The organism is Streptomyces sp. NPDC002886 (assembly GCF_042888445.1).
GTDB lineage: Bacteria > Actinomycetota > Actinomycetes > Streptomycetales > Streptomycetaceae > Streptomyces.
Map to the genome: position 1 here is coordinate 764,901 of NZ_JBIAPV010000002.1, position 23,883 is coordinate 788,783.

General features: G+C 72.7%; 21 protein-coding genes and 3 tRNA genes. 11 read left to right on the forward strand and 13 right to left on the reverse strand.

What is annotated here, in order from left to right; genetic code table 11:
* Positions 1–93: 93 nt before the first annotated feature.
* Both ACFYYB_RS09660 and ACFYYB_RS09665 read right to left on the reverse strand, forming a co-directional pair.
* Complete coding sequence (locus ACFYYB_RS09660) at positions 94–516, reverse strand: organic hydroperoxide resistance protein (RefSeq protein WP_389434319.1); 423 nt, start codon at positions 514–516, stop codon at positions 94–96.
* 65 nt (positions 517–581) lie between these two features.
* On the reverse strand, positions 582–1,604 hold the full coding sequence (locus ACFYYB_RS09665; RefSeq protein WP_389434321.1) for an NADP-dependent oxidoreductase: 1,023 nt from the start codon (positions 1,602–1,604) through the stop codon (positions 582–584).
* A 103-nt stretch (positions 1,605–1,707) separates the two neighbouring features.
* On the opposite strand from ACFYYB_RS09665, the gene ACFYYB_RS09670 reads away from it, so the two are divergent.
* Positions 1,708–2,130: a MarR family winged helix-turn-helix transcriptional regulator gene (locus tag ACFYYB_RS09670; protein WP_389434322.1), complete on the forward strand. Its 423-nt coding sequence runs from the start codon at positions 1,708–1,710 to the stop codon at positions 2,128–2,130.
* Between the two features lie 9 nt (positions 2,131–2,139).
* On the opposite strand, the gene ACFYYB_RS09675 is transcribed toward ACFYYB_RS09670, so the two are convergent.
* Positions 2,140–2,946, reverse strand: coding sequence for a hypothetical protein (locus ACFYYB_RS09675; RefSeq protein ID WP_389434323.1), 807 nt, complete (start codon positions 2,944–2,946; stop codon positions 2,140–2,142).
* A 79-nt stretch (positions 2,947–3,025) separates the two neighbouring features.
* Between ACFYYB_RS09675 and ACFYYB_RS09680 the strand changes: the two genes are divergently transcribed.
* Complete coding sequence (locus ACFYYB_RS09680) at positions 3,026–3,628, forward strand: hypothetical protein (RefSeq protein ID WP_389434324.1); 603 nt, start codon at positions 3,026–3,028, stop codon at positions 3,626–3,628.
* On the opposite strand, the gene ACFYYB_RS09685 is transcribed toward ACFYYB_RS09680, so the two are convergent.
* On the reverse strand, positions 3,625–4,377 hold the full coding sequence (locus tag ACFYYB_RS09685; RefSeq protein ID WP_389434326.1) for an esterase/lipase family protein: 753 nt from the start codon (positions 4,375–4,377) through the stop codon (positions 3,625–3,627). The two genes, ACFYYB_RS09680 and ACFYYB_RS09685, sit on opposite strands and share 4 nt — an antisense overlap.
* Positions 4,378–4,620: 243 nt before the next feature.
* On the opposite strand from ACFYYB_RS09685, the gene ACFYYB_RS09690 reads away from it, so the two are divergent.
* The 3 genes from ACFYYB_RS09690 (at position 4,621) to ACFYYB_RS09700 (ending at position 8,837) form a co-directional block, all read left to right on the forward strand.
* Positions 4,621–5,658, forward strand: coding sequence for a rod shape-determining protein (locus ACFYYB_RS09690; protein ID WP_327306881.1), 1,038 nt, complete (start codon positions 4,621–4,623; stop codon positions 5,656–5,658).
* Complete coding sequence (locus ACFYYB_RS09695; RefSeq protein WP_389434327.1) at positions 5,655–7,250, forward strand: GAF domain-containing protein; 1,596 nt, start codon at positions 5,655–5,657, stop codon at positions 7,248–7,250. The genes ACFYYB_RS09690 and ACFYYB_RS09695 overlap by 4 nt, the downstream gene beginning before the upstream one ends.
* 168 nt (positions 7,251–7,418) lie before the next feature.
* Complete coding sequence (locus tag ACFYYB_RS09700) at positions 7,419–8,837, forward strand: carboxyl transferase domain-containing protein (RefSeq protein ID WP_389434329.1); 1,419 nt, start codon at positions 7,419–7,421, stop codon at positions 8,835–8,837.
* On the opposite strand, the gene ACFYYB_RS09705 is transcribed toward ACFYYB_RS09700, so the two are convergent.
* From ACFYYB_RS09705 to ACFYYB_RS09715, 3 genes are all read right to left on the reverse strand, one after another.
* A complete protein-coding gene (locus ACFYYB_RS09705) occupies positions 8,802–9,338 on the reverse strand; it encodes a hypothetical protein (protein ID WP_389434331.1) in 537 nt (178 codons plus the stop codon). The two genes, ACFYYB_RS09700 and ACFYYB_RS09705, sit on opposite strands and share 36 nt — an antisense overlap.
* Positions 9,339–9,347: 9 nt before the next feature.
* Positions 9,348–10,445, reverse strand: a complete 1,098-nt coding sequence (locus tag ACFYYB_RS09710; RefSeq protein ID WP_389434332.1) for an esterase-like activity of phytase family protein — start codon at positions 10,443–10,445, stop codon at positions 9,348–9,350.
* 166 nt (positions 10,446–10,611) lie between these two features.
* Entirely contained in the window at positions 10,612–11,448 is an 837-nt protein-coding gene (locus ACFYYB_RS09715; RefSeq protein WP_389434333.1) for an AraC family transcriptional regulator, read from the reverse strand.
* Between the two features lie 49 nt (positions 11,449–11,497).
* Here ACFYYB_RS09715 and ACFYYB_RS09720 point away from each other — a divergent pair, with 49 nt between their 5' ends.
* A complete protein-coding gene (locus ACFYYB_RS09720) occupies positions 11,498–11,941 on the forward strand; it encodes a cupin domain-containing protein (protein WP_389434335.1) in 444 nt (147 codons plus the stop codon).
* 41 nt (positions 11,942–11,982) lie between these two features.
* Here ACFYYB_RS09720 and ACFYYB_RS09725 read toward each other — a convergent pair whose 3' ends face one another.
* Positions 11,983–13,305 carry an MFS transporter gene (locus ACFYYB_RS09725; RefSeq protein WP_389434336.1) on the reverse strand — a complete coding sequence of 441 codons (1,323 nt, stop codon included), beginning with the start codon at positions 13,303–13,305 and terminating at the stop codon, positions 11,983–11,985.
* A gap of 163 nt (positions 13,306–13,468) precedes the next feature.
* Here ACFYYB_RS09725 and ACFYYB_RS09730 point away from each other — a divergent pair, with 163 nt between their 5' ends.
* The gene (locus ACFYYB_RS09730; protein ID WP_389434337.1) at positions 13,469–14,659 is read left to right on the forward strand and encodes a glutamate--cysteine ligase; all 1,191 of its coding nucleotides are present in this window, start codon (positions 13,469–13,471) and stop codon (positions 14,657–14,659) included.
* Positions 14,660–14,977: 318 nt separating this feature from the next.
* Here the strand turns inward: ACFYYB_RS09730 and ACFYYB_RS09735 are convergent, their stop codons facing one another.
* The 4 genes from ACFYYB_RS09735 to ACFYYB_RS09750 form a co-directional block, all read right to left on the reverse strand.
* Positions 14,978–16,228 (reverse strand): MFS transporter, encoded by a 1,251-nt coding sequence (locus tag ACFYYB_RS09735; protein ID WP_389434338.1) that lies wholly within the window; start codon positions 16,226–16,228, stop codon positions 14,978–14,980.
* Positions 16,229–17,130: 902 nt separating this feature from the next.
* Positions 17,131–17,207, reverse strand: a tRNA-Ile gene (locus ACFYYB_RS09740).
* A gap of 189 nt (positions 17,208–17,396) precedes the next feature.
* Positions 17,397–17,469: transfer RNA gene (locus tag ACFYYB_RS09745), tRNA-Asn, on the reverse strand.
* Positions 17,470–17,474: 5 nt separating this feature from the next.
* Positions 17,475–17,547, reverse strand: a tRNA-Asn gene (locus ACFYYB_RS09750).
* Between the two features lie 146 nt (positions 17,548–17,693).
* Between ACFYYB_RS09750 and ACFYYB_RS09755 the strand changes: the two genes are divergently transcribed.
* The gene (locus tag ACFYYB_RS09755; protein WP_389434339.1) at positions 17,694–18,002 is read left to right on the forward strand and encodes a YtxH domain-containing protein; all 309 of its coding nucleotides are present in this window, start codon (positions 17,694–17,696) and stop codon (positions 18,000–18,002) included.
* Positions 18,003–18,153: 151 nt separating this feature from the next.
* Complete coding sequence (locus ACFYYB_RS09760) at positions 18,154–19,593, forward strand: FGGY family carbohydrate kinase (RefSeq protein WP_389434341.1); 1,440 nt, start codon at positions 18,154–18,156, stop codon at positions 19,591–19,593.
* A 13-nt stretch (positions 19,594–19,606) separates the two neighbouring features.
* Here ACFYYB_RS09760 and ACFYYB_RS09765 read toward each other — a convergent pair whose 3' ends face one another.
* A complete protein-coding gene (locus ACFYYB_RS09765) occupies positions 19,607–19,972 on the reverse strand; it encodes a hypothetical protein (RefSeq protein ID WP_389434342.1) in 366 nt (121 codons plus the stop codon).
* Positions 19,973–20,190: 218 nt separating this feature from the next.
* Here ACFYYB_RS09765 and ACFYYB_RS09770 point away from each other — a divergent pair, with 218 nt between their 5' ends.
* Together ACFYYB_RS09770 and ACFYYB_RS09775 are read left to right on the forward strand one after the other, a co-directional pair.
* Positions 20,191–21,924 carry an ABC transporter ATP-binding protein gene (locus tag ACFYYB_RS09770; RefSeq protein ID WP_389434343.1) on the forward strand — a complete coding sequence of 578 codons (1,734 nt, stop codon included), beginning with the start codon at positions 20,191–20,193 and terminating at the stop codon, positions 21,922–21,924.
* A complete protein-coding gene (locus tag ACFYYB_RS09775) occupies positions 21,921–23,846 on the forward strand; it encodes an ABC transporter ATP-binding protein (RefSeq protein ID WP_389434344.1) in 1,926 nt (641 codons plus the stop codon). Before ACFYYB_RS09770 ends, ACFYYB_RS09775 begins: the two co-directional genes overlap by 4 nt.
* Positions 23,847–23,883: the final 37 nt, after the last annotated feature.

Here is a 23,883-nt window from a genome sequence, read left to right on the forward strand (position 1 = left end):
CATGACGAAGGCCGCACCCCGGTGCCTGGGTGCGGCCTTCGACGTACGGCGCGGACCGGATCAACCGGCCGAACCGGTCGAGCGGGTCGGAGATCAGACCGCGAGCTCGACCGTGATGTTGCCGCGGGTCGCCTTGGAGTACGGGCAGACCTGGTGGGCCTTCTCGATGAGGTCCTTGGCGGTGGCCGCGTCCACGTTCGGGATGGAGGCCGAGATCTTGACGATGATGCCGAAGCCGTCGTCGTTCTTGCCGATGCCGACCTCGGCGGTGACCGTGGAGCCGGAGATGTCCGCGTTCTCGTTGCGGGCGACGACGCCGAGCGCACCCTGGAAGCAGGCGCTGTAGCCGGCGGCGAACAGCTGCTCGGGGTTGGTGCCCTCGCCGCTGCCACCGAGCTCCTTCGGCGGGTTCACGACGACGTCGAGCTTGCCGTCGTTGGTGGCGACGCGACCGTCACGGCCGTTCTCGGCGGTGGCAATGGCGGTGTACGCGACGTCGGACTGCTGGATGGACATGTAAGAAGATCCTCCTGGTAATCGCCGGGACTCGCGCCCACGCGTCACGGCGGTGTGGAGTGAGCCTAACCGGTGAAAGAAACGATCATCTTTCCGGTGTTGTCGCCGCGCAGCATTCCGAGGAAGGCGTCGGCGGCGTTCTCCACTCCGCGGACGACCGTCTCGTCGGCGACGAGCTGTCCGGAACGCAGCCAGCCGGCCACGTCCTGGACGAACTGCGGCTGCAGTCCCGCGTGGTCTCCGACCAGGATGCCCTGCAGGCGCAGCCGCTTGCCGATGACGAGGGCGAGGTTGCGCGGCCCGGGCACCGGCTCCGTGGCGTTGTACTGGGCGATGGCCCCGCACAGGGTGGCCCGGCCGTGCACGTTCAGGGAGGAGATGGCCGCTTCCAGGTGGTCGCCGCCGACGTTGTCGAAGTAGACGTCGATGCCCTCGGGCGCGGCCTCCTTCAGCTGGTCCGCGACGGGGCCGCTCTTGTAGTTGAAGGCGGCGTCGAAACCGTACTTCTCCGTGAGGAGCGTCACCTTCTCGTCGGAGCCGGCGGAGCCGATCACCCGGGAGGCGCCCTTGATCTTCGCGAACTGGCCGACGAGGCTGCCGACCGCTCCGGCGGCGCCGGAGACGAAGACGGAGTCGCCCTCCTTGAAGGAGGCGACCTCGAAGAGGCCGGCGTAGGCGGTCAGGCCCGGCATGCCGAGGACGCCGAGGTACGCGGAGAGCGGGGCGAGGGAGGCGTCCACGGGGGTGGCGTGCTTGGCGTCCACGTCGGCGTACTCGCGCCAGCCCAGACCGTGCAGCACGTGGTCGCCGACGGCGAAGCGCTCGTCGGCCGAGGCCACGACCTCGCCGACCGCGCCGCCGTCCATGGGCTTGTCGAGCTGGAAGGGCGGGATGTACGACTTCACGTCGTTCATCCGGCCGCGCATGTACGGGTCCACGGACATGTGGAGGTTGCGCACCAGGATCCGGCCGGCGGCGGGCTCGGCGTTGAGCGGTACCTCGCGCAGGGCGAAGTCCTCGGCGACGGGCCAGCCCTGCGGACGGCGGACGAGGTGCCACTCACGGCTGACGGCGGGAATCTGGGACATGGCGTCACTCCTGGATGGGGGAAGAGTGCAAAATGCTTCAGGACGTGAAACAACCATGCTCCTGGATATTTCATGTTGTCAAGTAAATGGGTAGGCTGAATGCATGCCCAGCCGTCGCGCAGACCCCCTGACCCTCGAAGTCGTCGAGCTCATCGGCGACGTCGTGACCCGCTACCACCAGGAGTACGAGCACGCGGCCTCCAGCCACCAGCTCACCGGCGCCCAGGCCCGCGTACTGAACCTGCTCTCCCTGGAGCCCATGCCGATGCGCAAGATCGCGCAGCGGCTGCGGTGCGAGCCGTCGAACATCACCGGCATCGTGGACCGCTTGGAGACGCGCGGGCTGGTCGAGCGCCGCCCCGACCCGGCCGACCGCCGGGTGAAGCTCGCCGCGCCCACCGAGGAGGGCCTGCAGACCGCCGACCGGCTCCGCGAGTCGCTGGACTTCGCCCGGGAGCCCCTGGCCGGTCTCACCGCGGCCGAGCGCGCGGTCCTGCGGGACCTGCTCCGGCGGATGCTGGGCTGAGCTACCCGCTCACCAGCACAGCGGGTTCCACCAGTCGTCGCAGTCCGGGGTGGGCGTCGGGGTGGGTGTCGGGGTGCGCGTGGGCGTCGGGGTCGGCTTCTTGCCGGGCTTCCCCTTGGGCCCCTTCGGGCTCGCGCTCTTGCTGGGCGTCGCGGATCCGCTGGACCCCGATGTGCTCGGAGCGGCGGACGTGGGAGTCCGGGAAGCGCTCCGCGACGGCCCCGCCGACCCGGAGGCGGAGCCGGACGACCCGGCGGTCGAGGCCCCGGTGGTCCGTCCGGTCGCGCCCGGCTTCGTGCCCGTGGCCTTCCCCGAGCCGGCGGCCGGCCCCTTCGGCGCGGCGGTCCCCGAGGGCGCGGCCGGCTCGTCCGTCAGACCCGGCAGCGGAGCCGGCTCCGCGGGACCCGCGTCGTCGGTCAGCATCACCGTCTCCGCCCGGTCGGTGCGCTGTCCGTCGACCGTCAGCCGGGCCAGGCCCAGAGCGGCTCCGGCGGCGAGCATCAGCCCGAGCCCCACGGTGAGCGCCGTCCGGCGGCGTCGGCGGTGCCCGGCGCGGCGGCGGTCGGCGGCGCGGTTCCGGGCCCGGCCGCGGCCCTGGCCCTGGCCTTGTACTCCTTCCCCGGACAGCACGACGAGGGAGTCGGCGTACACGTCGGCGAGTACGGCCGGGTCGCTTCCGAAAGCGGCGGCGGAGCCGGGGGCGGGCGCGGCGGGCACGGCCGGCGCGGCGGATGTCAGGTGTTCGGCCGGGGTCCCGCATCCGGCGCACGCCAGCGCGCCGTTGAGGTATCTGCGGCAGGCGATGCAATAGTCCATGGCGCCCCGCAGGCTACGCGTTCGCTCACAACGGCCGTATACCGGGATCGTGAGGATCCTGTGTGGAAGGCTTGGCTCCATGACCAGGACGCCCGGGACACGCCCCCTGACCCCGGGTCCCTTCGGCCCCGCAGGCTTCCAGCTGGTGCTGCTGCGCCGGATGGCGGACTTCCAGCCGGGACTCGCGGAGGAGGCCCGCCGGCGGCTCGGCGCCTCCCTCGCCGAGCAGCGGGAGGCCAACAAGCGCTGGCAGGCCATGGTCCGGTCGCCGCGCTCGCGGGGCGCCCTGGCCCGCTACCGCTCGGTGCTCGGCCCGCCCGAGGCCGCCTCCCCGCGCACGATCGGCGATCTGACGTGCGAGGCCCTGCTGTGGCCGGTGCCCCTGTGGCCCGACCTCCGCTTCGAGGTGCTCGCCGCGCCGGACGGGGCCGTGTGGAACGAGTGGCTGGTGCGGGCCCCGGGCGCGCCCGGTCCCGTACTGGAGTCGCCCGGGGACCTGCTGCCCTGGTCGGCGACGGTCGACGAGGTGGCGCGGGCCTTCGCCCCCGTCCGCCCGATGGAGGGCACCGCGCCGACGCGGTGGCGGCTGGCGTTCACCGCGTCGGGGCGGGCCTGCGTCGCGGAGTTCACGTACGGCCTGCTCCAGGAAGTGTCCGTGGCGGACCTCCCGGAGCAGGGTTAGGACCGCAGGAAGGCCCGTACGCCCGCCGAGGTGGGGTCGTCGCCGAGCAGGTCGTTGTGCTTGAGGCAGCCGACCGGGGTGTTCACCGCCCCGGTGAGCGGGACGCTGTCGTCGGGGTTGATGACCTCGTCGCAGTTCGACCAGAAGGTGGCGTACCGCACCGCGCCGGGGGTCTCGTCCCCGGAGTTCAGGTTCTTCACCACGTACGAGCCGGGGGTCATGTCCCGGCAGGCCTGGTCCCACAGGGCGCAGGCCCAGGCGGTGGAGGTGCCGCGGTTGGGGCCGGCGAGGGAGACCCAGCGCTCCACGTACGGGGCCCCGCCGCCGAACTTCACGTACCAGCGGGTGACCAGCGAGCCGAAGGAGTGCGCGACCAGGTCCACCCGGGCGGCGCCGGTCTGCCGGCGGACCTGGTCCACGTAGGCGGCGAGCCGTCCGGAGAGCACCTCGTTGACCGACTGGTGGGTGTCGTAGCCGAAGGAGAAGAGCTCGGAGTCGGCGTACCCGTCGGCGCGCAGGTCCTCGCGCAGGGAACCCCAGACGCCGGGGTCGGCGTTGTAGCCGTGCACGAAGACCACCGGATTGCGCGCGACGACCGGGGCGGAGGGCGCACCCGATGACCCGCCCGATGACGCGCCGGAAAGTACTCCCGAGGACGCGCCGGAGGCCTGGGCCGGGAGCGCGGGCGCCGCGAGCAGCGCCAGGCAGAGCGTCAGAAGGGCGAGCAGTCGCTGGCGGACCGTCAGCATCGAGTCCCCTTTACCTTGTTACGCACGAGTAGCACGATGGGTGCGGGCATGGTCGCGCCTGGCGTCGCAGAATTCCACCCCCGTGCAGCACTCACCCGCACCCCTCGTGACCCTTCCGTATCTCACGACACCCCCCACCCGGAGCATCAAATCGGGCAATACGGGTAATTCACCCGAGAAGATACGAAGTGTGACCGGCACCCCGCCGGTCTTCTTGCGTCAGTGCTCTCGGGAGGATCTGCCGTGACCGTCAGTCTTGAGCAGTTGCGCCGCTGCCACGTGGCCGTCGACCTCGGAGCGGCCAGGACCCGCGTCTACGTCAAGGGCCTCGGCCTGGTCGTGGACGAGCCCAGTGTCGCCGCCGTGAACACGCGGACCGGCGCACTCATCGCCGTCGGCACCTTCGCCGAGCGGATGACCGGCCGCACGCCCGACTACATCCGCGTCGTCCGCCCCGTCTCCGGCGGCACCGTCGTGGACATCGAGATGGCCCAGCGCATGCTGCGCCACCTCCTCGGCGAGAAGCTGCGGCGCGCCCTGCGCCGCAAGCCCCGGCTGCGGGCCGCCGCCTGCACCCCGCACGACGCCGACCCGCTCGCCCAGCGCGCGGCGGTGGAGACGATGGTCGGGCTCGGAGCCCGGCGCGTCGAACTCGTCGACACCCTGATCGCGGCGGCCGTCGGCTGCGGACTGCCCGTGGAGCAGCCGACCGCGACGATGATCATGGTGTGCGGGGCCGCCGCCACCCAGGTCGCCGTCCTCTCCCTCGGCTCGATCGTCACCGCCGTACGGATCCCGGTCGGCGGCGAGGCCATCGACCACGCCGTCGTCCAGCACCTGCGCCACGCGCACGAGCTGATGCTGCCCAGCCAGGCCGTCCGCCCGCTCCAGCTGGCCCTGCACGGGAACGGCATCACCGCCGAGGGCCCGGCCTCCACCCTCATCCACGGCCGCGACGTGTCCACCGGACTGGCCCGCTCCGTCACCGTGGACACCGCTGCCGTCCGCGACGCCATCTACACCCCGCTGACCGCCGTGCTCGACGGCATCGGCAAGGTGCTGCGCGACTGCCCGCCCGACCTGGTGGCCGATCTGACGGACCGGGGGATCATGATGGTGGGTGGCAGCGCCCTGCTGCCGGGCCTGGACCAGATGCTCCGCGACGCGACCGGCATGCCCGTGGCCATCGCCGAACGGCCGGACGTCTGCGCGGTACTGGGCCTCGGCATGATGATCGAAGGGAAGATCTCCCCCATGGTTCTGAACCCCCTGGCCGAATGACGCACGCCGGTCCACCCCCGCCGCCCCCCGGGGACGGGCAGGGCGTCGCCGCCCGACAGGCGGCCAGCCTGCCCGTCCTCCTGGAGGCGGTCCTCAGCGTCGGTTCCGAACTCGAACTGCGGGCCACCCTCCAGCACATCGTGGATTCGGCGACCGAGCTGTGCGCGGCACGGTACGGAGCGCTCGGGGTCGTCGACCCCGAGCGCCTCCGGCTGACCGAGCTCTTCAGCTCCGGCATGACCGAGGCCGAGAGGGCGGCGATCCCGCACCTGCCGGACGGCCGCTGCGGCCTGCTCGGCTCCCTGATCAGCGATCCGCGCCCGCTCATGCTGGAGGACCTGACCCAGGACCCCCGCGCGGTGGGCTTCCCGCCGGGACACCCCCCGATGAAGGGTTTCCTCGGCGTCCCGATCCGGGTCCACACCGAGGTCTTCGGCAACCTCTACCTCGCCGACAAGCGGGGCGGCGGCCCGTTCACGGACGAGGACCTCGCGCTGGTGCGCGTCCTGGCCTCGCAGGCGGGCATAGCGATCGGCAACGCCCGGCTGTACGAGACCGCGCGCCGCCGGGAGCGCTGGATCGAGGGCGCCGCCGCCGTGACCACGACCCTGCTGGCGGGCCGTCCGGCGGCGGACGCGCTGATGTGCGTGGCCGAACGGGCCCGGCTGCTGGCCGACGCCGCCGCCGGGGTCGTCCTCCAGCCGACCCCCGAGGGAGGCATGGAGATCGTGGCCGCCTCCACGCAGGGGGACCCCGGCGACCTGGTGGGCACGGCCATCGCCCCGGGCTCGGCGGTCCTGAAACAGCTCCTGGGCGGCGAGCCGGTCTTCATAGAGGACTCCGCGACGGACCCCCGGATGACCACGCACGTCCGCGAGCGCTTCGGCCCGAGCATGATGCTGCCCCTCCAGAGCGGCGGCCAGCTCATCGGCACGCTCGCCCTGCCGCGCGTCCGCGGCGGACCCCCCTACGACGCGGTCGACCGGTTGCTGGCCTCGCAGTTCGCCTCCCAGGCCGCGCTGGCCCTGGTCCTGGCGGACGCGCAGCACGACCGGGAGCAGCTGGCGGTCTACGAGGACCGGGACCGCATCGCCCGCGACCTCCACGATCTGGTGGTCCAGCGGCTGTTCGCGACGGAGATGATGCTGGAGAGCACCCGGCGCCGCTCCGCCAAGGCACCCGCCGGGGACACGGTCGGCGAGGAGCTGGGCCGGGCCGTGGACGAGCTCGACTCCACCATCCAGGAGGTCCGCACGGCCATCTTCGCCCTCCAGCAGCCGCCGACGGACGCCCCGACCACCTTCCGGGGCCGGGTCCTGCGGGAGACCGGCGGAGCGGCGGTCCTGCTGGGCTTCCAGCCGTCGGTGCACTTCGCGGGCACGGTGGACGCGCTGCTGACCGAGCCCGTCGCGGGCGACCTCCTCTCCGCCCTGCGCGGAGCCCTGGCCGCGGCGCACCGCCGCGCGGAGGTCACCGCCATCGAAGTCGAGGTCGACGCGGTCCCCAGCCGGGTCCGCCTCACCGTCTCCGACGACGGCCGTACGGACTCGGACACCCGGGGCACGACGCTGACCTGGGAAGCCCAGCTCTGACCCCGGCGGGCCGCCCCGGCCGAATCCGGCCCCTCCGGTGCTCGAGGAGCGGGGGCCGGGGCGGAGCCCCAGGGAACGGGCGGAGGGTGGGGCGGGGACTCCGCCCCGCAGGGCGGCCCGCGCGCACCGCACAAGCGCCCCACCAGGGGCGGCCCGTACGCTGGCGCCGTGACGACCCGCCCCTCGGCCCGCGCCGCCATCGCCTCCGCCACCGACCCCGGCAGCTTCACCGAACTCCCCGCCCCACCAAGGCATTCCGCCCCCGACGGCCCCCTCGGCTGGGCCGGCTACGACGACTCCCGCGCCCGCGCCGCCGCGCGGACCGGCGAGGACGAGTCCGTGGTCACCGGCACCGCCCGCGTCGGCGGCCACGAAGCCACCGTGATCTCCTTCGAGTTCGGCTTCCTCGGCGGGTCCCTCGGCCACCGCACCGGCGACCGGCTCGAGGCGGCCTACACTCACGCCCGCACCCACCGCCTCCCCCTGGTCTCCCTCATCGCCACCGGCGGCTCCCGCATGCAGGAGGGGATGCTCGCGCTGACCCAACTGCAGCGCGTGGCGCGCCAGTCCGCCCTCACCCGGGCCGCCGGCCTCCCGCAGATCGCCGTCCTGCGCGACCCCACCACCGGCGGCGGCTGGGCCACCCTCGGGGCGGGGGCCGACGTGATCCTCGCCCTGCCCGGGGCGCAGGTCGGGTTCGCCGGGTCCCGGGTGCGGCCGCCGGACGCGGATCCGGCCGCCTACACCGCCGAGGGGCAGTACGCCGCCGGGCACGTGGACGCCGTCGTCCCCGCCGCGGAGCTCCCCGCGACCCTGGAGGCATGGCTCCGGGTGCTCGCCGCGCCCCGGTCCGGCGGGGCCGTGGAACCTCCGGCCGCGCTGGCCGACGTAGCGCTGCCGTCCACGGGGTGGGACGCCGTCCGGCAGGCCCGGCACCCCGGCCGGCCGCGCGCCGGGCGGTACCTGGACGCGTACTTCGAGCTCCGCCTCCCCCTCTCGGGCGACCGGGCGGGCGGCACGGACCCCGGGATGCTGTGCGGGTTCGGGCTCCGGGAGGGCCGGGCGGTGGCCTACGCCGCCCAGTGCGGCACCGCCACCCGCCCGGCCGGGTACCGCACGGCGGCCCGCGTCATCCGGCTCGCGGACCGGCTCGGGATCCCGGTGCTCACCCTCGTGGACACCCCCGGCGCGGCCAACGACGCCGCCGCCGAACACGCGGGCGCGGGCGCGGCCATCGCCGACGCCTTCGCGGCGCTCGCCTCGGCCGCGGTCCCCGTCACCACCCTCCTCATCGGCGAGGGCGGCTCGGGCGGCGCGCTCGCCCTGGCGGCGCCGGGGAACACCTGGGTCACCCCGGACAGCTACTTCTCCGTGATCGCCCCCGAACTGGCGGCGGCCATCCTCAAGCGGCCCCCGGAGTCGGCCCCGGCGACGGCGGACCAACTGCGGGTCCGCCCCCAGGACCTGGTCGCCCTGGGCGTCGCGCGCGGCATCGTCTCCCCCGCGAAGCACGCGGAGGGATCGGGACCTGAGGGATCAGGCCCGGAGGGATCAGGAGCGGACCGGGAGCCGACGGATCGGGGCTGAGCCGTCGGCGGGGACGGTGCCGCGCGTCCCCAGCACCTCGCCCGTGTCGGCGAACTCCCAGCTGGTCGCGGGCCGGCCGTCCCCAGACGCCCAATCGGAGCGGACGACGGGTCGGCCCAGCAGGCTCTCGAACCAGTCGGCGCACCGCTCCGCGAGTTCCTCGACCGTGCCGGAGGCCCGGAAGAAGCCGTGCTCGGGCGACTCGTCCAGGTGGAAGAGCTGGTCGCGGACCCTCCCGGCCCGCACCCGGGTGCCGCGGAAGTGCACGGCCCACTCGGCGAGCACGAGCCCGCGGGCCTCGTCGAGAAGCGTGACGTGGACGAGGAACGAGGACTCGTCCTCGGGCCGTCCGACCTGGCTGGGAGCCCACGGCACCCGCCAGCCGGCGGCCCTGGCGCGCAGGGCCGCCAGGAAGGCGAGTTCGGCCTCGTCGAAGTCCCAGGGCTCCTCGCCGCACTCCTGCGGGTCCTCGACCTCGAACCACCCGTTCGCGACGTCCATGGACGGACTCTAGAACCACCGGCTCCGCGCCGGCAGCTTCACGTCCACCCGGTAGAGCCGAGTGATCTGCTGCGGGAACTCGTTGTCGTCGCTGGTCAGCAGCAGCCGCACCCGTCCGTGCTCGTCGTGGTCCGTGACCACCATGCCCTCGACGTTGTCCACCAGCGGGTGGTTCTGCGGCAGCTTCGAGGGCGCGCCCAGCGTCGGGCAGCCGTCGAGGTCGCCGATCGGCGTCTTGCGCGCGGTCCGCAGCTCCGGGCCCTGCGCCAGCGCCGCCACCTTCGAGGTGTCCGTGGCGCCCAGGGGGTCGGCCAGGTACAGCCGCACCGTGATCTTGAACTGCTGCGTGAAGCCGCGCTCCAGCACGATCAGCCGGCCGTCGCGCGTCGGCGCGAGCTCCACCAGCCCGTGTCCGGCGTCCACCGGGTACGCGTACTGCCGCCCGAGCACGAATTCACCGTCGCGGCCGCGGCGTTCCCAGGTCTGGATCCGCTGGAGCGTCCGCCCCTGCGCGTCCTTGCCGTCCCCGGCCAGTGCGCCCTCGACGCCGGCGACGAGGGTGTGCCCGCCGGGCAGCAGGGTCAGCGACTCGAAGGTCTGGTTGACCGTGGCCCGGCCCACGGGCGCGAGCTTGAAGCCGTCCGGGATCGGCAGCGAGCCCAGCACCTCGCCGGTGCGTGCGTGCCGCCGGATGGCCGGGGCGTTCTCGTCCGTCACCAGGTAGGTGCCATCGCGGTCGACGACGATTCCCTCGGAGTCGAGGGCCTTGCCCGCGCCGTCGGTCAGCGGCAGCCGCGCGGCGGCCGTCGCCGTCGGGGTGTCGCCGCGGCCCACCTTCAGCTTGTACAGCGCCGACTTGTCGGAGATCGCGGCGATCGTGCCGTCCCGGTCCACCGAGAGCCCGGAGAGCCCGCCGACCAGCTTCCCGTCGATGAGGGTCTTGTCGAGGGAGTCCGAGTAGCCGGCGATCGAGAGGTACGGCGAGCAGGAACGGTCCTCCTTCGGTGCCCGCGGAGCCGCGGGGGCCTGGGCCTGGGCCTGCGGAACGAGTGCTCCGGCGAGCGCGGCGGTGGCCACGGCGGTGGTGACGAGCGTACGAAGGCGCATGAAGGCCTTCCTCCTGGGTTCGACTGGGGCGGGGGTGGAGTGCGGTGGAGCGGAGCGGGGTGGGTGGAGCTGGGAGCGGGGAATGGACTTCCGAACTGTCATATGACGAATCGAAAGAAAATGGAAGGCCCGGCAACGCGATGACAACGAACCCGCCAACTTCCCTTCACACTCCCCCGGATCGGGCGAACCTCCCCGGACTGATCCCCACGTGCCGCCCGAAGTGCCGGGTCAGGTGCGCCTGGTCGTAGAACCCCGCCGCCACCGCCGCCTCGGCCGGCCGCATCCCCGCCAGCAGCAGCCGGCGCGCCTTCGCGACCCGCAGTCCGGTGAGGTAGGCGTGCGGCGGGAGCCCGAACGCCTTCCGGAAGCTGCGGATCAGGTGGGTGGGATGGGGGTGTCCCAGAAGCGCGGAAGCCTCCTCCAAGGTGATCCCGCCGAGGACCCGCGCGTCGAGGAGCTCGCGCAGTCGTACGGCCGTATCCGGGCCCGGAACCCCGTACGGAACCACCGGACGGCCCTCCAGCCACGAGCGCAGCCGCTCCTGGACGAAGGCGAGCCGCGACTGCGCCTCCAGCCGCTCGACCGCGCCGGCCGGCAACCCCCGCGCGCCCAGCGCGCGGTGCAGTCCGTGCACCCGCTCGCGCAGGGCGGCGTCGAGCAGCAGCGGCGCGTCGACGGCGGCCCCGGTCAGCGACTGGGGCAGCACCGACCCGTCGAGGTACAGCACGCGCTTGCGGAAGCCCGCCTCGGTGACGGTCCGCCCGTCGTGCACCACCCCGGGCGGCAGCAGGGCCACCGTGTCCGAGCCGCCGACGCCGTGCCGTTCGCGGTCCAGCCCGAAGTCGACGCGGCCGCCGTCGAGGATCATCAGCGTCCAGGTGTCGTGGACGTGCGCGGGGTAGGCGTGGTCGGTGAACCGGGCGTGGAACACCTCGGCGATCCCCGGTACCGGCGGCTGCCAGGCCGAGACCGTGCTGTGCGGACGCATCGCGGCTGCCATGTCAGGAACGTACAAGACCGGGTGGGGCGCACCCGGGCAGCCTGCACCCATGACGACAACCGAGAGCAGGCACGAGAGCACGCACGAGAACGGCCACCCGGCGGACACGGCAGACACGGCAGACACGGCAGACACGGCGAGCGTGGTGAACATCGCGGAGAAGCTGGCCGGTTTCACCGAGCAGTGGGCGCCGCACCGGATCGCCCGGGTCAACGACTACGAGGTCAAGATCGCCAAGATCCAGGGCGAGTTCATCTGGCACACCCACGAGGACACCGACGAACTCTTCCTCGTCGTCAGCGGCACCCTGACGATCCGGCTGCGCACCGGGGACGTCGTCCTGAACCCCGGGGAGATCTACGTGGTCCCGCGCGGGGTGGAGCACTGCCCGCAGGCCGACGGGGAGACGGCGATCCTGCTGTTCGAGCCCGCCGGCACCGCGAACACCGGCGGGGAGGTCAGCGACCGCACCCGCGAGCCGGTGGACGCGTAAGGGGCCGCCGGGCGGGAACCCCGGAAACCCCCTTCGCCGTCTCAGGCCTGCGGCGAGCGGGCGTCGTACCGGGCGAACCCGCGCCACCGCGCGGCCAGCAGCGCCAGTACGAGTACGCAGCCCAGCCCGCCTCCCGTGATCGCGATGGTCGGGGAGGTGAGCTCGGCGGCGGCCCCGGCGAGGAAGTCCCCGAGCCGGGGCCCGCCCGCCACGACCACGATGAAGACGCCCTGCAGGCGGCCCCGCATCCCGTCCGGGGTCGCGGCCTGCAGCATGGTGGTGCGGAACACCATCGAGATGCTGTCGGCGCATCCGGCCAGTGCCAGGAAGAGCAGCCCGAGCCACAGGTCGCGGGTCAGCCCGAAGACGGCGATGGCCAGCCCCCACGCGGCGACGGAGAGCAGGATGGCCACCCCGTGCCGGCGGATCCGCCCCTGCCAGCCGGAGAGCAGCCCCCCGAGCAGCGCCCCGACGGCGGGGGCGGCCACGAGCAGTCCGACCGTCTTGGCGTCGCCGCCGTACCAGAGCACGGCGACGGCCGGGAACAGCGCCTTCGGCTGGGCCAGCACCATGGCGGCCAGGTCGGAGAAGAAGGTCATCCGGATGTTCGGCCGGGTCCCCAGGAAGCGCAGGCCGTCGAGTACGGAGGCCCGCCCGGTGCGGCCGCCCGACCCCTCGGGCTTCATCGGCGGCAGCCGCCACGTCGCGTAGAGGGCGGCGCCGAAGGTGAGGGCGTCGATCAGGTACGCGGCCTGGTAGCCCCACCAGCCGACGATGACCCCGCCCAGCGCCGGGCCGGCCGTCATGCCGAAGGTCATGACCACGGAGTTCAGGGCGTTGGCGGCGGGCAGCTGCTCGGCCGGCAGCAGCCGCGGGATCATCGCGGACCGGGCGGGCCCGTTGAGGGCCCCGCAGAGGGACTGGAGCGCGACGACGGAGTACAGCAGCCAGACCCGGTGGTAGTCCAGGAGCGCGGCGCCGGCCAGGGCGAAGGACAGGGCGGCCAGGCCGAGCGCGCTGACGAGGCCGAGCTTGCGGCGGTCGACGGTGTCGGCGATGGCCCCGCCGTAGAGCCCGAAGGCGACCAGCGGGACGAGCGAGCAGAGCCCGACGAGTCCGACGGAGAAGCTGGAGCCGGTGATCTCGTAGACCTGGAGCGAAATGGCCAGGGCCGTCATCGCCTGGCCCAGCCAGGAAACGATTCCGCCGAACCAGAGCCGGCGGAAGTCCGGGGAGGTTCTCAGCGGGGTGAGGTCGGCCCAGATGCGGCGGCGGGGGCGGAGGGGCGGGGGTGGAGCAGTCGTACGAGTCACAACGGATGATAAGCAGCTGCCACCGGGGGCCCGGCTGCGCGGACCGCGCATTCACGCACGCGCAACATTCACCCCACCCGGAACCGGCGCCCCGCCGCGGCGCATTCCTTGCCGGTAACTCGCCACTATCACCGGACATTTGACCGAATAGACGTGCGCTCCTCGCCTGAAGTTCAGCTCATGATGAAAAGACTCGTATGTCCAGGGAGGCGCAGTGATCGAACCTGGCACCAGCACCACGAGCACCGGCACCAAGAGCACCGGCACCACGAAGACCGGAGCACCCCGCGCGACCGCGACCGATCCGGTCTTCCCCCTCACCCTGGGCGTCGAGGAGGAGTTCCTCCTCGTCGACGCCCGCACCCTGCGGGTGGTCCCGGCCGCCCCGCTCGTCCTGTCCACCGCCGCGGGGCTCCCCCACGAACTGCACCCCGAAGGCACCCGCTACCAGGTGGAGATCTCCACCCCCGTCGCCGACTCGGCCGCGATGCTGCGGAGCGAGCTCGCCGGCCTGCGGCGCACCCTCGCGCGGGCCGCCCGCGCCCACGGCTGCCGGCTGCTGGCCGCGCCCTCGCCGGTGGTCGCCCTGGAGGGCCCGCTCCACCTGACGGACGACGAGCCGCGCCAGCGCGAGCAGGCCCGGCGGTTCGGCGCGCTCACCGACACCCTGGTCAGCTGCGGCCGGCACATCCACATCGGCACCCTCGACGTGGACACGGCGGTGGCCGTCTCCAACCGGGTCCGGCCCTGGCTGCCCACGCTGATCGCACTGGCGGCCAACTCGCCCTTCTGGGGCGGCCGCGACACCGGCCACGCCAGCTGGCGGGCGATGGCCTGGGCGGGCTGGCCCTCGGCGGGCCTGCCCCCGCACTTCGACTCGACGGCCCACTTCCGGCGCTCGGTGCAGACCCTGCTCGGCTCCGGGGCCGCCCTGGACACCAAGATGGTCTATTGGGACCTCCGGCCCTCGGGGAACTGGCCGACGCTCGAACTGCGGGCCCCCGACATGTCACCGGACATCGACTCGGCCATCCTCCAGGCCGAACTGGCCCGCGCCCTCGTCGCGACGGCCCTGCGCGAGATCGCCGAGCAACGGCCCGATCCACCCGTACGGGAGGACGTACTGCGCCTCGCGCGCTGGCGGGCGGCCCACGACGGCCTGGAGGGCTTCGGCCTGGACCCGTACACGGGCGTCGAGCTCCCGGCGGCGGACCTGGCGGAGGCCCTGCTCGACCTGGTGGCCCCCGAACTGGCCGCGTCCGGCGACCTCGACCACGCGGCGAGGACCATGGCCGGCCTCCTGCGCGACGGCTCGGGCGCCCACCGCCAGCGCACGGCCTTCGCCCGCCGCGGCGACCTGAAGGACGTCCTGCGCCACCTGGCGGACGAAACGGAGGCCTCCTGAGCGCAGGGCCGCCTGAGCGGAGGGCCGGCGGACCGGAGGTGGCAGCACCGAGCCGGGGCCGGCCCGCCCCCGCGGCCCCGCGGAGCGTCCCGGACGGACACCCTGGAAAACGGGACAGGATCCTGACCGCCGCCCGCGAGGCCCCCCGGGCACGGACGACGGCGGTGGCACCTCCCTGACCGCCATCACCAAGCGAGCGGGCGGGCGGCCGTGGGTATCGGGACGCTCTACCGGCACTTCCCCACCCGGGAGGCGCTCGTCATGGAGCTCCACCACCACGACGCCAGGGCGACGCCCGTCCCAGGCCGCCGCTCCCCCTCACGCGGGCGGCTCCGCCCGCCGCAGGGAGCGGACCGCCGGGACCGAGAGCAGCACCGCGAAGGTCACGACGGCGACCAGGGTGGACACGTACAACAGCGTGCGCGCGCCGATGAGTCCGGCGACCGGGCCGGCCAGGGCCTGGCCCGCGGGGAAGGCGATGAGGGAGCCGGCGACGTCGTAGGCGTAGACCCGGTTCAGCACCGCCGACGGGACCTGGGACTGGACGCTCGTGGCCCACATGACGCTCCAGAACGCCCAGGCGGCGCCGCCGACCACGAAGCACGCGCACGTCGACCACAGGGGAAGCCCGACGGCGTTGGACAGGGGGAGGAGCACCCAGGCGAACATCGCGACCGCTCCGGCGACCAGCGGCCTCCGGGGGCGCAGCCGCATGCCGACCAGACCGCCCAGGACGTTGCCCGCCCCGAACGCCGTCCAGACCAGGCCGAGGCCGGTCGCCCCGTGCTCGCTCGCGACCAGGAGCGTGGTGAGGGGGCGCAGCGGGCCGAAGGTCGTGATGCCGTTGACGGCCCAGGCCAGGATGACGACCCAGAGCCAGGTGCGGGAGCGGAACTCGTGCCAGCCTTCGAGGAGGTTGCGCCAGGTCGACGTCTTGCGGTCCGGGGCGGGAGTGGGGGCGAGCCGCAGCAGCAGGAGACAGAGGCCGCTGGCGGCGAAGGTCGCCGCGTCGACGGCGAGCACCAGGGCCACGTCGAACACCGCGACCAGGAGGGCGGCGACGGTCGGCCCGGCCATCGAGGCGATGGCCTCGGCGACGCGGATGGTGGCGTTGGCCCGCTGAAGGTCCTTCGCCACCTGGGGAACCATGCTGGCGACACCCGGCTGGAACGCGGCGGACGCGGTACCGCTGCCCGCCGCGAGGAGGAGCAGCAGCCAGAGCGGGGCGTTCCCGGAGGCGAACGCGGTAGCGGCGGCGATCTGCAGGCAGCACCGCGCGGCATCCGCGCCGATCATCATGCGGCGGGGCGTGAACCGGTCGGCGAGCACCCCGCCGAACAGGATGAGCACGGCGAACGGCAGCATCTGCGCGGCCAGGACGAAGCCCACCCCGGAGGCCCCGTAGCCGAGCTGCACGACGCCGTACATGAGCGCCACCGGCAGCATGGCGTCACCGAGGAGCGAGACCAGGCGGGCGGTGAAGTACAGCCGGAAGTTCTTGGTCCACAGCGGTGGCGGCGCCGCCACCTCCCCGGCGGCATCGGCGGTCAGGGTGCGAGCGGGCTCCATACGAATCCCCCGTACATCTGGAATTGTCCCCCTTGAGCCCGTTCACTTCGTGACCGTGTTTGCGTCATTGCATCCAGATGGCCGTGCGGAGAACCATCACTTTCGAGTCGCCCCAGAGGCTAGGGGGCCCCGAACGCGCGAAGCAAGGCAGATTCCGATCAGCGCGCCCGGCCGCAATTCCCCCGAAAGGCCTTCTCCCCCGACGCCCTTCACCACGCGAGCACGGAGCCCCCCACCACCGCCGACACGGGCCCGCCGGGCACGCCCCCACGCACCGGACCAGCCGTCACGACCCGCCGCACAAGGCCCTGGCGGCCTCCCGGCCGGGAGGCACGGGCGGTCCGTCCGGAGCTCCGAGGCCGACCGGGCGCCGACGGGCAGGAAAGAATCCGCCTTTTTGGAGGAGAACTGGTCCGCTCCGAGACATCTCCGGAAAACGCTCGCCCATATCCCCCGAGACGGGCATCACGCCGCCACCACAAAAACCGCTGGGCTCCGGATCCGCCGGCACGGTTCACGCCATTCCGTGCCGCGCACGGCCACGAGGGCAGCAACACGTCCGCCAAGGCGGCCGCGTTGTGCGACGTGTTGGAGGACCGGCAGAGGCCGAAGGAGTTCTCGCACGGGCGGGCGGGATCGGCCGCGCTCTCGCGATCGTCATCGCCGTCCTCATCGCGGCGGCCGGCGGATGCGAGGGCAGTGGCGGCGGCCCGCTCCGAAGGCGGACGGCCGCGCGGGCACCATCACCCCCCGACAGCCGCACCGTCTGAGGCCATACGGGTCCACAGGGCGCGGCAGAACCGGGACGCCGGACCGGCCGGAAACGAGAAGGTGCCCCGACCCAGGAAGTTCGGGCGAGGCACCAAGGTTGCCGGTCGCAACGTTTCTGCGAGCCAGCTGCGTGGTGGGGCGGGTGGGACTCGAACCCACGGCCGACGGATTATGAGTCCGCTGCTCTAACCGGCTGAGCTACCGCCCCTTCACGGCGTGGCGCGTACATGTGTGCGCGCCGTCTGCCGCAGCATAGCCGCTCATACGATCTCCTGCCTCGGATGCCTCGCATGATCGGCTTCGCCTGCCCAGAGAGACCGCGCAGGGCCCTGCGCGGTTGCGCGTGGCGGGCAGGAAAAAGAAAAAAGGACCCACCTGGGGTCCTCGTTCCTTCTTGCTCCCCCGACTGGACTCGAACCAGTAACCTGCCGATTAACAGTCGGCTGCTCTGCCAATTGAGCTACAGGGGACCGCGCTCCCCCGACTGGACTCGAACCAGTAACCTGCCGATTAACAGTCGGCTGCTCTGCCAATTGAGCTACAGGGGATTGCTGCGTTGCACCGAACAGCCCACCTCTGGCCTTGGCCAGGGGGCGAGCGCCCGTTGCGAGTCATAGATTAGCGCAAGCAGGGGGGTGCTCCGCCAATCGGTATCGCCAGCGGGCCGGGCACCACACGACGAAGGGTGACAGGCATGCGGTACAAGGTCACGTTCGCGGTCGGGCTGGCCCTCGGGTACGTGCTCGGGACCCGGGCCGGACGCGAGCGGTATGAACAGTTGAAGAAGTCCGCGCGCGGGTTCGCGCAGAACCCGGCCGTCCGAAACGCCGCCGAGAGCGCAGGTCAGAGCGGCCGGGAGTTCGCCGGCAAGGCCTTCGCCGCGGTGAGCGAGAAGGTGGGCGACGCGGTGCCCGACTCCCTCTCCGGGCGGGTACGGGGCCTGCGGGCACGGGTCGGTGGCAACGGCGCGGGCGAGGACGACTGGGGCACCAGCAACACCTGAACGGGTTCGGTCCGGCGCGGGGTCCTCTGGCGGGGACCCCGCGCCGGGGTCCCCGCCAGCGGACCCCTCGGGGTTCCACATATGGGACGGGGCCCGTTCCGGGCGCTCCGGGACGGTCGAGCCCGTCCCCGCGTGCGGCAGAATTCTCCGCATGGGGATAGTCGCCGGGCTGGACAGCTCTTCCACGTTCACACGCATCGTCGTCTGTGACACCGAGACGGGCGCCGTGCTGCGCCAGGGGTACGCCCCTCATCCGCAGCCCACCGGCGAGGCGGTGCCGCACGAGACCGATCCACAGGCCTGGCTGCTCTCGCTCGGCGAGGCCGCCGGCGGCGGGCTCCTCGAAGGGGTGCAGGCCATCGGGGTCTCGGCGCAGCAGCACGGCGTGCTGCCGCTGGACGCGCAGGGCGGCCTCGTGCGTCCCGCCCTGATCGGCAACGACAAGCGCGGCCAGGCGGCCGCCGCCGAGCTGATCGAGTCCTTCGGCGGCCGGCAGGCCTGGGTCGAGGCCGTCGGATCCGTCCCCCATGCGGCGCAGCCCGTCGCGAAGCTCGCCTGGCTGGCCCGTACCGAGCCGGAAGCGGCCCGGCGGGTGGCCGTGCTGATGTCCCCGCACGACTGGCTGGTGTGGCAGCTGCTGGGCCGCCCGGCCCGGCGGACCACCGACCGCGGTGGTGCCTCCGGCACCGGCTACTGGTCGGCGGCCGCCGGCGCCTACCGCCCCGACCTGGTCGAGCTCGCGCTGGGGCACCGCGCGCTGCTCCCCGAGGTGCTCGGCCCGGCCGAAGCCGCCGGGACCACGCCCGAGGGGCTGCTGATATCCGCCGGCACCGGCGAGACCATGGCGGCCGCGCTCGGGCTGGGCATGGGACCCGGCGACGCCGTGGTCTCGCTGGGCGCGTCCGGATCGGTGATGGCGGTGCACCACGAGGCGCTGTCGGAGCCGGGCGGGCTGATCACCTCCCTCGCGGACGCCACCGGGCTGCACCTGCCGGTGGTGAACACGCTGAACGCCGTACGGGCCCTGCGCGGCACCGCCGAACTGCTCGGCACCGATCTGGAGGGGCTGAGCGAGCTCGCGCTGAAGTCGACGCCGGGCGCGCACGGACTCGTACTCCTGCCGTACCTGGAGGGTGAGCGGACGCCGAACCTGCCGCACACCGCCGGGACCCTGTCGGGGCTGCGCCGGGATTCCATGAAGCCGGAGCACCTCGCGCGGGCCGCCTTCGAGGGCATGCTCTGCGGGCTGGTGGACGCCATCGACGTGCTGCGCAGCCGCGGGGTGGAGATCCGCCGGGTGTTCCTGCTCGGCGCCGCCGCCGAGCTGCCGGCCGTACAGGCCTTCGCGCCGGGGCTGTTCGGCACGCAGGTCCTCGTCCCGGCGCCGGCGGACTACGCGGCCCTGGGCGCGGCCCGGCAGGCCGCGTGGGCCCTCGGCCTGGCGCAGGGCGGCGCGGCCTCGAAGACCCCGCCGGTGTGGCCGGCGCCCGCGGCGCAGCTGTTCGAGCCGGACGAGGAGTACCCGGCCTGGCAGGGCGCGCGCCAGCAGTACATCGCGACCCGGGACCAGATCCACCCGGGGGCGTTCTAGACGTCGGCCGGGGTCAGCCCAGCTGCGCCTTCACGTGTGCGACGACCGCCCGGAATTCCTCCGTCGGCGAGAAGTCGAGGTACTCGGTGTCTTCAAGAGCCTCCGGCGCGTGCCCGGGCGCCCAGTAGCAGGCTTCCCCGGCCGAGTAGACCTCGTCCCCGCCTTTCGTGTGCATCGCGATCCGGCCCTTGATCACGTAGGCGTAGTGCGGGCACGGACACAGGTCGTCGGGCAGGCCCTTGAACGCCGGGGTCATGTCGACGCCCTTGTCGAAGCGCCCGAAGGCGACGGAGAAACCGCCGCCGAGCTCCAGCACGCGCAGTTCGGCACCGTTGCCCTCGAAGAGGACGGGGATCTGCTCCCGTGTGGCTGCCGTCATGGTTCCTCCACGGCTGATCCGTCCCGAGACTTCCCCTCCTCCATCGTCCTCCCGGCACCGGCCGTCGGCGCGGCGGCCGCCCTGCCGCGCCCCGGCCTACGCCCTCCCGCGCCCGGCCTACTCCTTTTGACCGGGCTTTACGAAAAGCGGTGGGTTCCGGCCGCCCGTTGGCAGAAGATGGAGTGAACCCCCTCGATCATGCCGACCGGAGCCTGCGCGTGCTCATACGACTTCTGCGGACCCACCTGGGCCCGTACCGGAAACCGATCGCCGTGCTGGTCCTGCTGCAGCTGCTGCAGACCAGCGCGAGCCTCTACCTGCCCACGCTGAACGCCGACATCATTGACAACGGTGTCGTCAACGGCGACACCGGCTACATCCTGCGCTTCGGCGCCCTCATGCTCGGCGTCTCGCTCGTGCAGCTCGTCTGCAACGCCGGCGCCGTCTACTACGGGGCCCGCACCGCCGCGGCCTTCGGCCGGGACGTCCGGGCCGGCGTCTTCGACCGCGTGCAGAGCTTCTCCGCGCGTGAGCTCGGCCACTTCGGCGCCCCGTCGCTGATCACCCGTACGACGAACGACGTGCAGCAGATCCAGATGCTCGTGCTGATGACCTTCACCCTGATGGTCTCCGCGCCGATCATGTGCGTCGGCGGCATCTTCATGGCGCTCTCGCTGGACGTGAAGCTCTCGGGCGTCCTGCTCGCCGTCGTCCCGATCCTCGGCCTGTCGGTCGGCGCGATCGTGCTGAAGACCCGCCCGCTGTTCCGCATGATGCAGACGCGTCTGGACACGGTCAACCGGGTCCTGCGCGAGCAGATCACCGGCAACCGGGTGATCCGCGCCTTCATCCGCGACGACTACGAGAAGGAGCGCTTCCGCGAGGCCAACGCCGACCTCACCGGCGTCTCGCTGGCGGCCGGCAAGCTGCTCGCGCTGATGTTCCCGACCGTGATCGTGGTCGTGAACATCTCCAGCGTCGCCGTCGTCTGGTTCGGCGCGATGCGCATCGACTCCGGCGACATGGAGATCGGCCAGCTGACGGCCTTCCTCGCCTACCTGATGCAGATCGTCATGTCCGTGATGATGGCCACCTTCATGTTCATGATGGTGCCGCGCGCCGAGGTCTGCGCCGAGCGCGTCCAGGAAGTCCTGGACACCGAATCCAGCGTGATCCCGCCCACCGACCCGGTCCGCAAGCTGCTCCACCACGGCCGTCTGGAACTGCGCGGCGCCGACTTCCGCTACCCGGGCGCCGAGGCCCCCGTGCTGCGCGGGGTCGACCTCGTGGCCCGGGCCGGCGAGACCACCGCGGTGATCGGCTCGACCGGCAGCGGCAAGTCCACGCTGCTGGGGCTGATCCCCCGGCTCTTCGACGCGACCGGCGGCGACGTGCTCGTCGACGGCGAGGACGTACGCCGCCTCGCCCCGGACCTGCTCGCCAGGACGGTCGGCATGGTGCCGCAGAAGCCGTACCTCTTCTCCGGGACGGTCGCCAGCAACCTGCGCTACGGGCGCCCCGACGCCACCGACGAGGAGCTCTGGCACGCGCTGGACGTCGCGCAGGCCAAGGGCTTCGTGTCCGAGCTGGAGGGCGGGCTCGACGCGCCGATCGCCCAGGGCGGCACCAACGTCTCCGGCGGCCAGCGCCAGCGGCTCGCGATCGCGCGCACGCTCGTACAGCGCCCGGAGATCTACCTGTTCGACGACTCCTTCTCGGCCTTGGACTACGCCACGGACGCGGCGCTGCGCTCCGCGCTCGCCCGGGAGACCGAGGAGGCGACCGTGGTCATCGTCGCCCAGCGGGTCTCCACGATCCGCGACGCGGACCGGATCATCGTCCTCGACGAGGGGCAGGTGGTGGGCGAGGGGCGCCACCACGAGCTGATGGCCGGCAATGAGACCTACCGGGAGATCGTGCTCTCCCAGCTGACGGAAGCGGAGGCGGCGTGAGCGGGCCCGGAGGACGGATGATGATGGGACCGCCGACGACGCGGTCCATGGACTTCAAGGGCTCGGGCAAGCGGCTGCTGAGCGCGCTGGCGCGGGACCGGGCCAAGCTGTGGGGCATGATCCTCGCGGTCGTCGGCAGCGTCGCCGCGTCGGTGACCGGGCCCAAGATCCTCGGCGAGGCCACCGACCTCGTGTTCGCGGGGATCGTCGGCCGGAGCATGAAGGAGGGCCTCACCAAGCAGCAGGCGCTGGACGGTCTGCGCGCCAGGGGCGAGGGCGGGATGGCGGACATGCTGTCCGGCACCGACTTCACCCCGGGCAAGGGCATCGACTTCGGTGCGGTCGGGGTGGTGGCGCTGTGGGCGCTGGCCGTCTTCACGGTCGCCGGCCTGCTGATGCTGGTCGCCACCCGGCTGTCGAACCACATCATGAACGGCACCGTGTACCGGATGCGCGAGGAGCTGCAGGCGAAGCTGTCGCGGCTGCCGCTGTCGTACTTCGACCAGCAGAAGCGCGGCGAGGTGCTCAGCCGGGCCACGAACGACATCGACAACATCGGCCAGACGATCCAGCAGACGATGGGTCAGCTGCTCAACTCGATCCTGACGATCGTCGGCGTGCTGGCGATGATGTTCTGGATCTCGCCGCTGCTGGCGCTCGTCGCGCTGGTGACCATCCCGGTGTCCGCGTACGTGGCCGCGAAGATCGGCAAGAAGTCGCAGCCTCAGTTCGTGGCGCAGTGGAAGTCCACGGGCGCACTGAACGCGCACGTCGAGGAGATGTACTCGGGCCACACCCTGGTCAAGGTCTTCGGCCGGCAGAAGGAGTCGGCGGCCCTGTTCGCCGAGCAGAACGAGGCGCTGTACCGGGCCTCCTTCAAGGCGCAGCTGGTCAGCGGGATCATGCAGCCGGTGATGCTGTTCATCTCGAACATCAACTACGTGCTCGTCGCGGTCGTCGGCGGTCTGCGGGTGGCCTCGGGCACCCTGTCGATCGGTGACGTCCAGGCCTTCATCCAGTACACGCGCCAGTTCTCGATGCCGCTCACGCAGGTCGCCTCCATGGCGAACCTGGTGCAGTCCGGCGTCGCCTCCGCGGAGCGGGTCTACGAGCTGCTGGACGCCCCCGAGCAGGAGGCGGACGCGGAGGTTCCGGAGCGTCCGGAGAACCTGCGCGGGCAGGTCACCTTCGACAAGGTCGCCTTCCGCTACGAGCCGGACAAGCCGCTGATCGAGAACCTCTCGCTGAGCGTCGACCCCGGACAGACGGTCGCGATCGTCGGCCCGACCGGCGCCGGCAAGACCACGCTGGTCAACCTGCTGATGCGGTTCTACGAGGTCACGGGCGGGGAGATCGCCCTCGACGGGGTGGACATCGCGAAGATGACCCGCGAGGAACTGCGCAGCGGCATCGGCATGGTGCTCCAGGACACCTGGCTGTTCGGCGGCACCATCGCCGAGAACATCGCCTACGGGGCCACGCGCGAGGTCACGCGCGCCGAGGTCGAGGAGGCCGCGCGGGCGGCCCACGCCGACCGGTTCGTCCGCACCCTGCCCGAGGGCTACGACACGGTGCTGGACGACGAGGGCGCCGGCGTCAGCGCGGGCGAGAAGCAGCTGATCACCATCGCGCGGGCGTTCCTGTCCGACCCGGTGATCCTGGTGCTCGACGAGGCGACGAGCTCGGTGGACACCCGCACCGAGGTGCTGATCCAGAAGGCGATGGCGCGCCTCGCGCACGGCCGTACGTCCTTCGTGATCGCGCACCGCCTGTCCACGATCCGCGACGCCGACCTGATCCTGGTGATGGAGAGCGGCTCGATCGTGGAACAGGGCACGCACGAGGAGCTGCTGCTCTCGGACGGCGCGTACGCGCGGCTGTACGCGGCGCAGTTCGCGCAGGCGGTGGCCGAGGTCGACTAGCACGGCCGGTACCGGGAGGGGCGCCCTGCGGGGCGCC

Bases quoted from the DNA above. Each gene is read 5' to 3' on its own strand.
- ACFYYB_RS09720 (WP_389434335.1), top strand. From the start codon at position 11,498: ATGACGACAACCGAGAGCAGGCACGAGAGCACGCACGAGAACGGCCAC.
- ACFYYB_RS09680 (WP_389434324.1), top strand. From the start codon at position 3,026: ATGACCAGGACGCCCGGGACACGCCCCCTGACCCCGGGTCCCTTCGGC.
- ACFYYB_RS09735 (WP_389434338.1), bottom strand. From the start codon at position 16,228: ATGGAGCCCGCTCGCACCCTGACCGCCGATGCCGCCGGGGAGGTGGCG.
- ACFYYB_RS09685 (WP_389434326.1), bottom strand. From the start codon at position 4,377: ATGCTGACGGTCCGCCAGCGACTGCTCGCCCTTCTGACGCTCTGCCTG.
- ACFYYB_RS09725 (WP_389434336.1), bottom strand. From the start codon at position 13,305: ATGCGCGGTCCGCGCAGCCGGGCCCCCGGTGGCAGCTGCTTATCATCC.
- ACFYYB_RS09695 (WP_389434327.1), top strand. From the start codon at position 5,655: ATGACGCACGCCGGTCCACCCCCGCCGCCCCCCGGGGACGGGCAGGGC.
- ACFYYB_RS09660 (WP_389434319.1), bottom strand. From the start codon at position 516: ATGTCCATCCAGCAGTCCGACGTCGCGTACACCGCCATTGCCACCGCC.
- ACFYYB_RS09710 (WP_389434332.1), bottom strand. From the start codon at position 10,445: ATGCGCCTTCGTACGCTCGTCACCACCGCCGTGGCCACCGCCGCGCTC.
- ACFYYB_RS09755 (WP_389434339.1), top strand. From the start codon at position 17,694: ATGCGGTACAAGGTCACGTTCGCGGTCGGGCTGGCCCTCGGGTACGTG.
- ACFYYB_RS09675 (WP_389434323.1), bottom strand. From the start codon at position 2,946: ATGGACTATTGCATCGCCTGCCGCAGATACCTCAACGGCGCGCTGGCG.
- ACFYYB_RS09670 (WP_389434322.1), top strand. From the start codon at position 1,708: ATGCCCAGCCGTCGCGCAGACCCCCTGACCCTCGAAGTCGTCGAGCTC.
- ACFYYB_RS09715 (WP_389434333.1), bottom strand. From the start codon at position 11,448: ATGGCAGCCGCGATGCGTCCGCACAGCACGGTCTCGGCCTGGCAGCCG.
- ACFYYB_RS09760 (WP_389434341.1), top strand. From the start codon at position 18,154: ATGGGGATAGTCGCCGGGCTGGACAGCTCTTCCACGTTCACACGCATC.
- ACFYYB_RS09765 (WP_389434342.1), bottom strand. From the start codon at position 19,972: ATGACGGCAGCCACACGGGAGCAGATCCCCGTCCTCTTCGAGGGCAAC.
- ACFYYB_RS09705 (WP_389434331.1), bottom strand. From the start codon at position 9,338: ATGGACGTCGCGAACGGGTGGTTCGAGGTCGAGGACCCGCAGGAGTGC.
- ACFYYB_RS09665 (WP_389434321.1), bottom strand. From the start codon at position 1,604: ATGTCCCAGATTCCCGCCGTCAGCCGTGAGTGGCACCTCGTCCGCCGT.